Origin of the sequence: Candidatus Lokiarchaeum ossiferum (genome assembly GCA_025839675.1) — an archaeon.
Taxonomy (GTDB): domain Archaea; phylum Asgardarchaeota; class Lokiarchaeia; order Sigyniarchaeales; family Promethearchaeaceae; genus Lokiarchaeum; species Lokiarchaeum ossiferum.
Map to the genome: position 1 here is coordinate 1,405,976 of CP104013.1, position 15,298 is coordinate 1,421,273.

Genomic DNA, 15,298 nt, shown 5'->3' on the forward strand with positions numbered 1-15,298 from the left:
ATTCTCCAAGATTTTTCGAATTAAAAATCTGTTTATACTATCAAAATAATGAATTGTCTATATAAAATTTTTCCAACATTAGTACATATTTAGGGCATTTTTATAGCTTCCAAATACATTTTTAATTTTGAAAAATTAATAATAGTGATTTTAAATTGTTAACTGATTTTGATGGACACAAGATTCGTTTTTCAAATGAATTAAAAAAAAAAATTGAACTGAAATATAAAGATATAGTGAATCATGATATCACACACCAATATCGCGAGAAATTTAATATATTATCCGATTTGACACTTCAAAATAAACGAGATGAAACCGAAATTGCATATTTAAAGGCAAAATATGCATATATCTTGTATGAAATGCAGTATTTTGAATCCAATCCGCATTTTAAAAATAGAAAAGTAATCTTCCAAAATGATAATATTGGTGAATTAATTTGGTATCTAACTTATTTATGTTCCAGAAAAATTACTCCAGAGGTAGACGAAATTCATGATTATTTAAAAGAGAAATTGGAACATTCAACAGATAACCTTCTTAATCTTGAATTTCTATATCCTCATTTCTTAATATTAAGTGATCAGCGTAAATTTTCACATGTATTTGATGAATTTTTGAATATCAAGTCGGAAATTCTTCTTCTTTCAGAAGAATTTAGATTAACAAAAGCATTGCTCTATTCTTGTGCAATAAATATTATACCTTATATTGAAAAAGAATCAGAAATAATCGATGAAATTTTTGTTGAAATAGAAAAAGTAATTAATTTTCAAAAAGACCTTTTTGGATATTGTGAGATTCAAAGATATTTAATTAGTACAGAATTATTATCTCCTGAAAAAGAGGAAACTAATCGCAATCAACTCAAAAAATTACTTTCTTATTATTTTGGGATTGGAACTAAGCTCATTCAAATGAAAGTTACAATGAATTTAGGACTTCTTGATTATTATAATGAGAATTATATTTCGAGCGTGAAATATCAACAACAGGCACTTCAATTAGCCAAAGATTTAAAAAGTATTAAATTTCAATCTTATATATCCTATTTGACTGGATTATCACTAGTTAAGTTGGGGAATTATTTGGAAGCTAAGCAACATTTTTTATCAGCTCTGGAAGGAAATCGTCTTCAAGCAAATGAAATTCAAATAATTAATATTTTCGAAGCATTAGGAAATCTGTCAGAAGATATAGGTCAATTTGATAAGGCAGAAGAATTTTATAATTCCGAAATTGAACTTGCTAAAAAACATAATGTTTTATCATCTATTGCTGCAGGGAACTTGAATTTAGCAATATTAAAGCTTTCTCAAGGAAATCTTTTAGAAGTCTTGAATTTATTACAGGAAGCAAATCATTATGCTCAAGATACATCCATGGATAATTTTATTCTTTCCATTATTAGTTATCAAGCTAAACTTTCATTTATGCAGGGAAATTATCAGAAATCATTAACATTATTAGAAAAAGGAAAAGAAAAATTAAACCAAAATTCATCTCCCGATGAATTGGCAAATTTTTACCTTCATGAAGCAGAAATACGATTGGGAATTGGTCAAGTTAATATTTCAAAAAAAATCTTACTCTCAGTTTACAATAAACAAGTTCGGGGGGAATCATTATCAACTTTTAGTGAAATTAATGAAATTCTTGGATCAATTCATTTCTTTGAAAATAAAACAGATGAAGCAAAAAAAATACTCATCGAAACTTATGAAAAATTGGCAGAAAAGGGATCTTTTGGAGGTATTTTCCAATCAGTTTTGGTACATCTCCTCGAATTTTGCATGATTAACAAAGATGAAAAAGAATACAACAATTGGAAAGACATAATGATGAGCCATTTAGGTACCCATAAAATTTCATTGTTATATGGAAATCAAATAAAACTCATATTTTTAGAATTAATGCATAAATACAATTCAAATTCCTTAGATCTCACAGCCTTAAATGATTTTGAGACCACTTTGAAAGAAAAACAATTTCTAAATCTTAAGTATAAAGTGAACTTGCTCAAAATTCGTTTTTTAGTTGACTCAGATCAAATCAAACAAGCGCTTGGTGTTATTCAACAGCTTGAATGCTCAATCGCAGACAATCCTAACTTAATCTTCGAAATTGAAATAAAACTCATTCAAGGATTAATATTAAGTCGAGATTTTGATTTTGAACAAGCACGAGAAAAAATATCTTCATTAACAAGTTTATTACAAAAATATAATCTGAAAAGATATATTGATCGGCAACAAGAAATCACCGATTTAATTCAAAAACATTGTGAATTATTTTCAGATATATATGATTTCTCTGAGCAAAAAGACACTCAAAATAGGCAAAAAGAAAATTTGAAGGTACCATTGAATGTTATTCATCAATATTTAGATGAATCTATTAAGATCTTATCTTAGAGAAATTACCAAGCGTGTTTTTTTTTTATACCCACTTTATTCCAATTTATTATGCTACTTCTGGTTTATTCCAATAAAAATATAAAAAAATGGAGGATAAATAGCAATTTATATTAATATCTAATTTAAGAAAAACAAAAATCAGTTAACTGAGAGATATTTTTTTGAAAGATAGCATTATCCTTCAAAATGTGTTTTCCCTGAGCAATATTGAAAGCGATTTCGTCATAATAATTCATATAAAGAAAATTAGCAATCTTCATTTCCGATGAAAATTTTTTTTCCCAATTCGAAATTAGGCCACCCATTGCATCTACATTTGGAATTTGGTTCCAGAAAACAGCAAATTCTTTTCCTAAAGCAAATGTTTTTTGATAAACATCTTGAACCATCTTTAAAGTACCTTTAAAATTGTTTAATTCTGCTCGTAAAATTAAAACAATTTTATTTGCGATTAAGCCATTATTAATTTGAATAAATCCCCATCCTGGACTGGAATCAATTATACAATAATCAAATTGAGAGGATAGATTTCGTAAGTCACCTAAAAATAATTTCAATCGTTTTCCATGATAAGATTGGTCAACAGAAAAAACTTTATCATTGAGAGAAAAATTATAACCACAACAAATGACTGAAAATCCATGATTAGTTTTTGAGATTGCCTTGGATAAATCACAATTACCTTCATAATAGTCGTTAAAAGTAAATTTTGGGTTTACTTTCAAAATTTCAATAAATGAGGGCATACTAATATCAGTTTCAATTAATAATACCCGCTTATTTTTATTTGCTAAATTCGTTGCAAGGTTAAGTGCTATTAGAGATTTACCAGTTCCCCCGCGAAATGAATGTACTGTTATTCTTTTCATAAATTTATCACCAAAGAATATTTGATGCGGATTATTTTTTTAATGATTATTTAAATGGACACAATTGTATGAAGTTGGAGTCAAAATCGGGTTCATTTATTGAGAAATTAATTTATACCTTTATATTCTTATGGGTATTGATTATGGAATCCAATATATTTTCTCCCCCTTATAATCCATACTCTCAATATATCCATCAGCTATAAGAAGGTCTAAACCAGCGAGAATAATATTTTCTTCCCTCTTTGTATTTTCGATTATGTTCTTTAGGGTTATTTTACCAGAATTATCATCTAATTCGACTAGTATCATTGCAATTTCTCGACAGAAAGGATTTAAATCCGTTAAAATTTCATAAAGATTTTCCCGTAAATTCTTGCGCTCTTTGTCAATTTCATTTAGAAAATTAGAAATGGAAGTATCTACAAATTGCTGTATTGTTTTAATGGAATATTTTTTTCGAAATGAAGGAGAATTGATATTTTTCGTTATAGAATTTGCGAGATCCTTCTCTAAATAAATATTATACACATCATAGAGAGTATTGGTTTTGCGTATTGCATCGCGAATAACGTTAGTATTTTGAATATTTTGGACGCTTGTACTATTTTTCACAGCAATTTTTTCCTTCAAAGATTGAAAGTGCACAAGATCGTCATCCTTCAAATCAATTCGAACAATAATTTTCGAATTTGAGAGGTCTTTATCCACAGGTTTTTTGGCCAATTTTTTCCCTTCCATAAATTATGTAAGTAAAGGTCATATTGATATATAAATATGTTACAATAGTACGATAGATTTTTGATGGAAGCATAATTTGTACTAAGTTCATACCTTTCACCCCATAAGAAAATTACTAAAAAAAAACCAATTAACTAAAAAAGAGAAAATTTGAGGAATAAAAGAAATTATTCATATCGAATTGAATCAATTGGAGATAATCTAGCAGCTTTACGTGCTGGGATAAATCCAAAGAAAACTGAAATACAAAGTCCAAATAAAACAGTTTTAATAATCATTAGAAATGAAAAGATAGGAGAAAATTGGATATCAAGGGGAGAACTATTATTTTCATTACCACTAAGCTGCATATATGCAGAATCCCTATGATTGATGAAATTCGTTGCACCAAATGCGAATAAAATTCCAAGGGCTACACCCAAGATTGAACCTAAAAACCCAATTAATAAAGATTCAAATAGAAAAATACCAAAAATCTCTCGATCTTTAGTACCGAGAGCTTTTAAAATCCCAATTTCATGAGTTCTCTCCAGAACGGAAATCGTCATAACATTCATAATTCCAATTCCAGCAACAAGTAATGAGATTCCCCCAATCGCAGCAAGAAACAAAGTAATTATTGTTGTTGCAGTATCTATAGTTCCACGCATTTCTTGTAAAGTTATAATGCCGACGTTTTCGCCAAATATTTCTTTGATTTCCAATGAAACAGTAGAAATAGTTTCATTGGAATCATCAGTGAGCTTAACTAAAATCATAGAACATTCATCAGTTTTGAAAAGTTTTTCAGCAAAATGAATGTCCATATAAATTGCATCATCAGAGGGAGCACCAAAAGTATCATATGTTCCGATAAATTCTAAGACTCCACTAATTTGTTGTGAAGAACTATAAATTTTTGTTGAGGAAGATGTCCGTTCAGCCCATTGTAACGTCAAATTATCACCAATATTTCCGATCGAACTTTCATTCCCCCAAGGAAAAAAGAAATCATGACCCAAAATAATAGAATCATTCAGCGTTTCAAGTCCAGACCCATTTCTGAATTTAAAAGTATTAGGATAAAGCTGAGAATATTTTTCAAAATCAATCCCATATACAACCGTCAACACATCTGTGCCATTTAAAGACAAATAAACCTGTTTTTGAAGCACCGCCACAGCAGTTTCTACTAAAGTAAGATTTTCAACCAATGAAGAATCGTTGATGTATAGGGAGACTTCAAAATCGGTTCGAGACATAATCGAAGTTTGCTTTGCTATAGTTATGGTATCTGTGGAAAATCCTTTATCAAATTCATCATTTATGGTTTGTTCCAAACCTTCACCTAAAGCGAGTAAGGAAATAATAGCCGCAATACCAACCACAACACCTATAGTAGTAAACATAGCTCTTTTTTTACGGCTAATTAATGTAATTCCAGAATATCCAAGGATATCACGAATTTTCATGTCATCTTCTCTCCATTTTGAGTATCATCTATTATTTGCCCATCTACAAGATGTAAAATTCGTTCACATTTTTGAGCAATTTCTTGATCATGAGTAACCATTATGGTTGTAATACCTTTTGCGTCATGAATTTTGCGAATTAAACTCATTAGTTCATCCCGAGTTGTAGTATCGACATTTCCTGTTGGTTCGTCTAACAATAAAAAAAAAGGTTCTTGACCAAGGGCTCGTGCAATAGCAACGCGTTGTTGTTCGCCTCCACTTAATTCATTATTTTTATGCTTCACCCGATCTGAAAGCCCTACAAAAGATAATAATTCTAAAGCCTTTTGTTTACGTATCCGATGAGAAAAATCACCTTGAACTGTCATAGCAAGTTCAACATTTTGGAGTGCTGTGAAACGAGGAACTAAATTTAAATTTTGAAATACAAATCCTATCCTTTGTCGTAATTTCGCTAATTCATTCCTCCTCATAATTGAAACCGGAATATTATTTATGAAAATTTCGCCTTCAGTTGGGAGGTCTAGGGCACCAATAAGATGAAGAAGAGTTGATTTTCCACTCCCAGAGGGCCCTAAAATTGCGATGAATTCGCCTTCCATGACATTGATCGAAATATTGACCAAGGCATTTACAGACACAGAATTAAGATCATAAGTTTTAGAGACATCTTGTAACCGCAATATACTTTTATTTTCCAGTTTTTAAAACCTTCGATTGTGTTTGATTATAAAGAAAAAAGACAAATAATTAGATAATTTTTTCCATAGGGTGTTCCCATTTATTCAATTCGTTATCAAAGCCTAGATCTCCGACATCTTTATTCATGGATTTAATAACGGCATATTTTTGATATACCACTCCACTTGCCCAAATTATTGCGAACCACGCCAAAGTTGTTCCGATATAAGGAATGAACATCCTTCCTCTTAATGGACGGGCATAAATAAATTCAAAAAGGGCGGGTAAGATCCATTTATATCCATAATGCCATTTTTTGCATGCAAGGGCAAGCAAAATTATATACCCAAAATCCAGTAAAATTGAGAATAGAAATCCTACACCATGATAAAACCAAGTATCTACGATGTCTAGGGTTGTACATACAACACCTAAGAAAAATAAATAAAGAAACTCAGATGACCATTTTGGTTCTATCCATCCAGGTGCTTTTTGATTTGATTTTTGCTCTTTATTTTTTTTTACCCAAATAATTAACCCCACAAAAAGACCAATTAGGACATTAAAAATAACTAAAACATATCTATTCCGCGAAATCTCATAGGAAGTGTCGGTTAATAATATTTGGCACCAGTGTCCATCAATTATCACATCAGCTTGCTCCAAAGCACCACTTGTGGTGTCAAAGATGAAGGATCCATGCTTTTGATGGGTTGAACTATCATAGAGAGTTGCTTCAAAACTTGCTTGAGCTCCTGAAAGATTTCGATGCTGAGCTAAAACAGGATAAAAAACGAACTTATCTATCACTTCATATTGATACAGAGTGGAAGAATTCCCAAAGAATCCGGTGGGATCCATAACTTCATAGAGATCGCCTTCACTTACACCCGCAAATACTACGACATTCGGAACATACACCCACCAAGGCGAATATATATTTTCCATTTTGGTATTATTTTGATAAACCCACCCTTCTGGGCTCATCCAAAAAGTGCCAATAACATTTGAATCCAATGTAATTGTGACTTGTGTGTGGGTGGTATTGATTTTACTCCCATCCAAACGTAGGTGTAAAATATCTTGACTTGTGTAATTGAAAATCTCAAATTCCACGTACTGATCCCCATCAAAGAAATAAGCTTCTCGAAAATTAATTTTATTCTCCAATCGTTGGGATATCGGACTTAAAATTAAAGCAAATAGATAACATGAATAAACTAATACTACCAAAAATGTTCGTTTTTTCCAAGATAAACCCATTAAATATAACATTCAGTATAATGCTTAAAAGTTTTAGAATAGAAGTTCTAATACATTTTATAAAATAGTATAGACCCCATTCTCAGATTGTTTTAAAAATGAAAATACAATATTTGAAAAAATGAATTGAAAATTCGAAAAAAGTGAGCTTCTATTTTTAGACATTATACTTTTCAAGAGATTAAAAAACGATTATTCATTTTTTGTGACATGGAAGATTTTTGTTATGGAATAGATCATCTTACACCTGAAATAGCTCTTCAAATAGCTCGTAATGAAATAAGAGGTATATTAGCAGATAAAGCGAAAGAAAAAGTGCTTCACTGCTATAATGCAGTTCAAAAAATAGCACAAGGTGAACGACCAGTGTATTCTATCAATACAGGTTTTGGTAGTTTGTGTACCACCAAAATATCCAAAGAAGATGCAGGAACCCTTCAAGAAAATTTATTGAAATCTCATAGTGTTGGAATGGGAGATCCTATTGACGCAGAAATTGCCAAACTTATGCTCATCCTTAAAGTACATGCGTTATGTCAAGGTTTCAGTGGTACTTCTTTAAAACTTATTGAACGTATTATTTGGCATATTGACAATAATTATATCCCCAAAGTTCCAGAACAAGGTTCTGTCGGTGCCTCCGGAGATTTATGTCCTTTATCACATTTATTTATCCCTTTAATTGGTTTGGGAGAAGTTACCAATGATAATGGAAAAACATATATTCCAACGCAAACAGTTTTAACACAATATAACCTTACCCATTTTGCCTTAGGAGCCAAAGAAGGCTTAGCTTTAATCAACGGAACTCAATTTATGGCAGCTCATGGAATTAAAATTATCGAACGTTTACAAAACTGCCAAGATCATGCAGAAATAATTGCTGCTTTGAGTTTGGAAGGATATATGGGATCAAAATCACCCTTCGATAAGCGGCTCCATCAAGTTCGACCTCATCCAGGGGCACGGATTTCGGCAAAACGAATGTGGGCATTATTAGAAAATTCTGAAATTCAAGTGGCCCATAAAGATTGTACTCGTGTGCAAGATCCATACAGTTTTCGGTGTATTCCCCAGATACATGGCGCAAGTCGTGATGCTTTAGTCCATCTTAAAGAAATTATCACCCGTGAAATTAATTCAGTAACGGATAACCCTAATGTTTTTACGGAGGGAGATGAATCTATTGCAATTTCTGGAGGAGGTTTTCATGGAGAACCGATTGCACTTCCGATGGATTATGCCGGTTTAGCTGCGTCAGAATTAGGAAATATTGCAGATCGTCGAATTTATCTTCTTATGGGAGAAAAAGGTGAATATGGACTTCCTTTATATCTCATAAAGGGTTCCGGATTGAATTCTGGATTTATGATTACCCAGTACTGCTCAGCAGCATTAGTTAGTGAGAATAAATCTCTGTGTTATCCCGCGAGTGCAGATAGCATCCCCACAAGCAACGGAGTAGAGGATTTAGTCTCGATGGGATCGATTAGTGCCCGAAAAACTTTGAGGATCATCGATAATTTAGAAAAAATTCAAGGTGTGGAATTATTCTGCGCATGTCAAGCAATTGATTTTCGTAGACCCCTTAAATCCAGTCCAACTTTAGAAAAATGTTATCAATATGTCCGATCCAAGATACCTCATATTGCTGATGACGAAGTATTATCTGGATATATGAATTCTGCCACCAAAATTATCCGTAGCAAGAAATTACTTACTTTTTTTAATATCTAAAAAACCTTAGGTAAAATGAAATGACTCAAAAAACTTTGATTGGTCCATTTAAGCAAATATTGACCATGCAAAATCTCCCTGTAAAGGGATCGATTAAAGATGAAGCTTTAGAAATCATTGAAAATGGAGCAATCTTAATAGAAGATGAAAAAATCCATAGTCTTTTGACTGAGGAACAATTCCAAACAGAACGAAAGAATTACAAAAAAAAACGTGGAGATAACATATTCTTTGAAATCACAAAGGATTCAATCTTAATTCCCGGGTTCATTGATTCACATACACATATGTGCTACGCTGGATCGCGAGCTGATGATTACGCTCGAAGAATAGCAGGTGAATCGTATCTTGAAATTGCAAAAAAAGGAGGAGGTATTTTAAGCACCGTTAAATGCACACGGGAAGCGACTAATAAGGAACTAATGCAATTATTGTTTGAACGCGGTTTGCATCATTTAAAACGGGGAATTACAACATGTGAAGTCAAAAGTGGATATGGTCTTGATCTAGAAAATGAATTAAAGATGTTAAGAGTAATCAAACAAGCAAAGGAATCCAGATATCTTATCCCCGATTTAGTATCTACGTGTTTAGCAGCTCATGTGAAACCGAAGGAATTTGAATCCCATGAAGACTATTTAGATTTTATTGTAAAAGAAATCTTACCCAAAATTATAGAAGAGGGGCTTAGTAAACGTGTTGATATTTTCATTGAAGAAGGAGCTTTTGATTCCGAAATGTCATTAAAATTCTTAGAGCAAGCCAAAGCCTTAGGATTTGAAATTACTGTCCATGCAGATCAATTTTCAACAGGAGGCGCAAAAGTAGCTGCAAAAGTAGGGGCAATAAGTGCAGACCATTTGGAAGCCAGTCAAGAAGAGGATATCATCGCAATGAAAGAAGGAAATGTAATTGCCACAGTCTTACCCGGAGCTTCAATGGGATTAGGTGTTGGATATGCTCCCGCCAGAAAAATTTTGGATAATGGTCTTTGTTTAGTAATTGCTTCCGATTGGAATCCCGGCTCAGCACCTATGGGAGATTTATTGATTCAAGCAGCAGTCCTAGGTGCCAATCAAAAATTGTCAATTGCAGAAACACTTTCAGCGATTACGAATCGTGCTGCTCTAGCATTGAATTTGAATGATCGTGGAGAACTTTCAGAAGGAAAACTCGCAGATATGCTAGCATTTCCATGTTCAAAATATCAAGAAATATTCTACAATCAAGGAATTTTACGCCCGAGTTTAATTTGGAAACAAGGAACCCGGATAATTTAAAAAAAAGAGGGAATAATAATGAAACAAGATATTGAGATAGCGCGAGCAGCAGAATCTAGACCCATCACCGAAATTGCTGCGAAGATGGGAATCCCCGAAGAAGCTTTAGAACCTTATGGGAAGGACAAGGCTAAAATTAGCTTAGATTTCTGTTTTAAATGCCAGAAGAAGCACAAACCAGGCAAACTCATTCTAGTCACCGCCACTAGCCCGACACCTGCTGGAGAAGGTAAAACCACAACCGCTATTGGATTAACCGAAGCATTAAATCGATTGAACAAGCAAGCTGCGGTATGCATTCGTGAACCTTCATTAGGTCCTGTTTTTGGAATCAAAGGAGGGGCAGCGGGAGGAGGATATTCACAAGTAATCCCTATGGAAGATATAAATCTCCATTTCACTGGAGATCTCCATGCAATATCATCTGCTCACAATATGTTAGCCGCAATTTTGAACAATGCTATTTATCGCCATAAAATTGATTTAGATCCAAAACGAATTTTGTGGAATCGTGTATTGGATGTAAATGATCGAGCTCTAAGGAATATCATTGTAGGATTAGGAGGACATACTGATGGAGTGTCGCATCAAAGTAGCTTTGATATAACTGCAGCATCTGAAATCATGGCAATTTTATGCCTTTCTAACAATATATCAGAGTTAAAAGAGAAAATTGGAAATATTCTCTTAGGTTTTGATTATGCCGGTAACCCCGTCTATGTGCATGATTTAGGAGTAGAAGGATCAATCACCGTGCTACTTAAAGATGCAATTAAACCAAACTTAGTTCAAACCATGGAAAATAATCCTGCCTTTGTGCATGGAGGACCTTTTGCAAATATTGCCCAAGGATATAATACGATTATTGCCACCCAGATGGCTTTACATTCTAATGATTTCGTTGTGACCGAAGCAGGATTTGGATCCGATTTGGGGGCAGAAAAATTCTTTGATCTCGTATGCCCTTATGGAGGATTCACACCAGATTTAACGGTGATGGTTACTACCATCCGTGCGTTGAAAATGCATGGCGGACAATCACTAGATCGAATCACTTTGAAGAATACCGAAACTTTGGAAAAAGGATTGGTCAACTTAGGACGCCATTTAGAGAATACACGCAAATTTGGAGTCGACTGCGTTGTCGCTTTAAATAAAATCTCTTCGGATACAGACGATGAATTGCGGTTAGTTATCGATTATTGTAAAGAATTAGGTTTTGATGTGGCTCTATCCGAAGTATGGGAAAAGGGAGGAGAAGGTGGCGAAGAATTGGGGAAATTAGTATTAAGCCATATAGAACAAAAAAATACAAGCTACCATAAATTATATGACTGGAATCAGTCGGTAGAAGAAAAAGTCAGGATTATTGCCAAGGAGATATATCGGGCAGATGATGTTGAATTTCTGGAAGAGGCGATAGAAGATATCAAGTTTATTAATAAACTAAATTTAAGTAAACTCCCCATTTGCATTGCAAAAACACAAAAATCTTTCTCTGATAACCCTACACTAATGGGTGCACCAACCGGATTTACATTGAAGGTAAGCCGAGTATTAATTGCATCAGGAGCCGGATTTTTGATTCCAATTACAGGAAAAATGTTACGAATGCCCGGATTACCATTAAATCCTGCAGCCGAATCCATTGACATTGATTACGATGGTGATGTAGTCGGACTATTCTGATAAAATAATTTTATTTTTTTCATGATTTTTCATTTTTTTTCTTGATTATTCTGGTATTTCAACATTGAGAAGAGAATATCTCGACATTTTTATAGAAAAACAAATAAAAATACTTGATCTATTATGCAACGACATCGATATTCCTTTTTTGGACAAAAAGTTGGACTATTATTGGATTCATCGGAATGGACCGATGCCAGTTTATATCTCCGCTTTTTAAAAAAACGACCTGAAGGGTATTGGGAAAAACCCTCAAAAAAGGAAGGCAAAAATATCAAGCTTAATCTTCTTGAAATGATAGCAATACTTGAATTATTATCTGACAACCAAACAACATCAAAAAAATGGAGTACAGTGCATCGATTTGGGCAAGAACAAACCCCTATTACCTTTGAAAAACGCAATGACGCCTTAACAATTTCAGTACCAGGATATCAAAAATACATGAAATTTCCAGAAACGAAACTGCTCACTGATCTCCTTCAACATATTTATAACGAAAAAATTATTTACGCCACCAAAAGTGAAATGGTGAAATCTACTAGTAATCCCCATATGGAAGAGATCAAAGCACCATCACGAGAATCTATCCCCATTCAAGAGAATAAGATATATTCAAACACTGCATCCACTAACTTCTTTGATCAAAAAATGAAATCATCTAAACTTGAATTTAATTCATCAACATCTCAAGATCCAAACGCTTGGATTTCGACTTTGGAACAGAAAAATGATTGTTATTTAGTGCCCGGAGAAATTCAAACCCGAAGTGAAAAAGCGATCGCCTTTCAGATAGCAGGACATAAATCGACTTGGGTACCCCTTTCCTGCATTAGTCAAGTCATAGATCAAGATAATTTAAAGGGATTGTGGATAAAACAATGGTTCATAAATAAAAAAGTGGAAGAGATTTTTGCGAATTAAATTAATGATAGAAATCGAGAGGAAAGGAAAAAAGAAAAAAATGATTGATTTCGCTAATTTTAATTACGTAGAATTGAAAATTGATAGTCAGCGAGACCTTCGGTGCAGCTCACAATCATTAAAGTATGATCACCAGTTGCATAATTTGCTAAGTCTATAGCTTCGAGGGTTTCTTCCGACAAGTCATCAAGAACTAATGTCATGATATTGGAATATAATTCGACTCCATCAACAATATCAACTTTAATCAAGGTTACAATGAAATCAGTATTGGGTTTAGCAGGAGCGGTAAAAATGACAAGATCATCAGCATCATCAATAATTACTCCATTTATTGCAATATTATCTACATACCACCCTTCTTCTTCAGTCCCCCAATCAGTCATATAACGGAAGGCTAGCATAACTTCACCGGAATATGCGGAAAGATCGAATTTCATAGTGATCCATCCATCACTTTCACCATCCAAACCAGGTAGTTCTTCTTTGATTGCGGGATAGCCGTCAGGATGAATTTCATCAGTAGTATAATCATTTGCTAACGAAGTCCAAGTTTCACCGCCATCAGTCGAAATTTGTACAAAACCAAAATCCCATTCATGTTCGATGATGTACATAGTCTCAAAATTCAACACCGGATCTACAAATCCAGTAAGATCAAATTCAGCAGTCAATGCCAAATCATATTCTGGAATAGAAGATGTGGAATACCATTCTAGATCACCGTCACCATCTTGATCCACTTGAATCCATGTTGGTTTATCTGCTACATCATCCCCATTAAATTCAAATGAAGGAAGGAATGATTCTTTCAAATTATTGAATTTTATATAGTCAGAACCATAGGATCCTAATCGAGTGAACCCAGTTCTGTCATTTAAATAAGATTTAGTTTCTCCAAAATCAGATCCGAAATAATCGGTAACTGATGGTTGCATAACATTATAAATTCGTGCAGGATTTTCTTCAAAGTAAGCTCCGATGTCTATAAATATATAATTATATTTTTCATTTCCTGCATAATCAGAATGAAGTAAATTCGCGATCCTCCAGTCATGGTAAATTTCAGTAAAGGTTTCAGTATAGCCAAAATGGTTTAGGGCATTATTTAAACCTAAGATTCCAGGAATACCAGTTTTAACAAAATAACTCAGAAACTCGGCTCCATAATGATCACCTAAATAGATCGACCATAATAAAGAACATCCATAGTCAGCTAATATATTAATATCCCCTTGATCACCCCATTCAGTTAATGAATTATCTGGTGTGGCCAAATAGGCTTCAATATCACCCCATGAAACTCCATACCCACATAAAGGTTCAGCATACATTGAGCATCCTTCATTCATGAAGGTATCATCATCAGGATTCCAGTCATCATGAATTAAATGTTGGTATTCATGAGCTACGGTTCCCATGTACATTTCAGCTCGATTATCCCAATCTGCACTATCAATTGAAATAATGTTGCGATCAAACGCATCTTCAAAGACTCCCCAATAAAATCCAACAATGTAATAAGGATAGCTATCATCATAGTAGGCTTCATCCCTTATATTTGAGATTAAAATAACATCACGCCCAGCGGGATCTACATAGGACTCATTAAGTTCAGCAAGTGTTCCATCATGAAATTCTGGAACTCCAAAATAGCTTGAAACTTTAGGATAGATATTTCCTTCAAATTCATCCATCATATAATCTACATGATCATCGGTGATAATTGGAGTATCCCTATTATCTGGAAAACTCATATCAACTTGGACCCAAATTTCAGTGTGTTCACCAATGGCTCGCAGTTCAAACGCGTCTACAAAAATTCCGTCAGGCACATCAGCACTATAATCATCCAAACAATACCAATTTACAATAGCTCCAATAGGATAATAATCTTCACCATCTAGGGTAGAAATTGCGTCAGCCACATTTATTTCCGGACTTGACACAGAAGGAAGATCAGACATTTTTGTCTCCCGGAGACGTGGTCCAATATCCATAGGTTGTTTCATGATTGTTTCATCAATAGTTGTCGCAGATGAGGTCATCGTTAGTGCCAAGATAAACGAACCTATAAACAACATAGGTAATATCAAGCACATCATAACTTTTCTTTTCATTTTTATCACTAATTTCCTAAATCAATTGTTATTAATGTTTCACACAACTGACGATTCTAGCATATCTCCGTCAATAATATTTAAAAAGTGTCGGATACTTTTCCCCATTACAAACGCGAA

The 15,298-nt window shown here is 33.5% G+C and carries 12 protein-coding genes; 5 read left to right on the forward strand and 7 right to left on the reverse strand.

The window, feature by feature from the left end; all coding sequences use genetic code 11:
* The first annotated feature begins 155 nt into the window (after positions 1-155).
* Complete coding sequence (locus NEF87_RS05640) at positions 156-2,417, forward strand: tetratricopeptide repeat protein (protein WP_457919018.1); 2,262 nt, start codon at positions 156-158, stop codon at positions 2,415-2,417.
* 125 nt (positions 2,418-2,542) lie between these two features.
* On the opposite strand, the gene NEF87_RS05645 is transcribed toward NEF87_RS05640, so the two are convergent.
* The 6 genes from NEF87_RS05645 to NEF87_RS05670 all read right to left on the reverse strand — a co-directional run bounded on the left by NEF87_RS05645 (position 2,543) and on the right by NEF87_RS05670 (position 7,428).
* Complete coding sequence (locus NEF87_RS05645; RefSeq protein WP_457919019.1) at positions 2,543-3,289, reverse strand: tyrosine-protein kinase family protein; 747 nt, start codon at positions 3,287-3,289, stop codon at positions 2,543-2,545.
* Positions 3,290-3,430: 141 nt separating this feature from the next.
* Positions 3,431-4,015: a hypothetical protein gene (locus NEF87_RS05650; RefSeq protein ID WP_457919020.1), complete on the reverse strand. Its 585-nt coding sequence runs from the start codon at positions 4,013-4,015 to the stop codon at positions 3,431-3,433.
* Positions 3,993-4,121, reverse strand: a complete 129-nt coding sequence (locus NEF87_RS05655; protein WP_457919021.1) for a hypothetical protein — start codon at positions 4,119-4,121, stop codon at positions 3,993-3,995. Before NEF87_RS05655 ends, NEF87_RS05650 begins: the two co-directional genes overlap by 23 nt.
* Before the next feature lie 76 nt (positions 4,122-4,197).
* Positions 4,198-5,481 carry an ABC transporter permease gene (locus NEF87_RS05660; RefSeq protein WP_457919022.1) on the reverse strand — a complete coding sequence of 428 codons (1,284 nt, stop codon included), beginning with the start codon at positions 5,479-5,481 and terminating at the stop codon, positions 4,198-4,200.
* A complete protein-coding gene (locus tag NEF87_RS05665) occupies positions 5,478-6,167 on the reverse strand; it encodes an ABC transporter ATP-binding protein (RefSeq protein ID WP_457919023.1) in 690 nt (229 codons plus the stop codon). Before NEF87_RS05665 ends, NEF87_RS05660 begins: the two co-directional genes overlap by 4 nt.
* A gap of 67 nt (positions 6,168-6,234) precedes the next feature.
* Positions 6,235-7,428, reverse strand: a complete 1,194-nt coding sequence (locus NEF87_RS05670; protein WP_457919024.1) for a hypothetical protein — start codon at positions 7,426-7,428, stop codon at positions 6,235-6,237.
* Between the two features lie 210 nt (positions 7,429-7,638).
* Between NEF87_RS05670 and hutH the strand changes: the two genes are divergently transcribed.
* The 4 genes from hutH to NEF87_RS05690 all read left to right on the forward strand — a co-directional run bounded on the left by hutH (position 7,639) and on the right by NEF87_RS05690 (position 13,058).
* Positions 7,639-9,165 (forward strand): histidine ammonia-lyase, encoded by a 1,527-nt coding sequence (hutH, locus tag NEF87_RS05675; RefSeq protein WP_457919025.1) that lies wholly within the window; start codon positions 7,639-7,641, stop codon positions 9,163-9,165.
* A 20-nt stretch (positions 9,166-9,185) separates the two neighbouring features.
* Entirely contained in the window at positions 9,186-10,445 is a 1,260-nt protein-coding gene (gene hutI / locus NEF87_RS05680; RefSeq protein WP_457919026.1) for an imidazolonepropionase, read from the forward strand.
* 18 nt (positions 10,446-10,463) lie between these two features.
* Positions 10,464-12,134, forward strand: coding sequence for a formate--tetrahydrofolate ligase (locus NEF87_RS05685; RefSeq protein WP_371805431.1), 1,671 nt, complete (start codon positions 10,464-10,466; stop codon positions 12,132-12,134).
* A 123-nt stretch (positions 12,135-12,257) separates the two neighbouring features.
* Positions 12,258-13,058, forward strand: a complete 801-nt coding sequence (locus NEF87_RS05690; protein WP_457919027.1) for a hypothetical protein — start codon at positions 12,258-12,260, stop codon at positions 13,056-13,058.
* Between the two features lie 59 nt (positions 13,059-13,117).
* On the opposite strand, the gene NEF87_RS05695 is transcribed toward NEF87_RS05690, so the two are convergent.
* A complete protein-coding gene (locus NEF87_RS05695; protein ID WP_457919028.1) occupies positions 13,118-15,178 on the reverse strand; it encodes a hypothetical protein in 2,061 nt (686 codons plus the stop codon).
* Between the last annotated feature and the right edge of the window lie 120 nt (positions 15,179-15,298).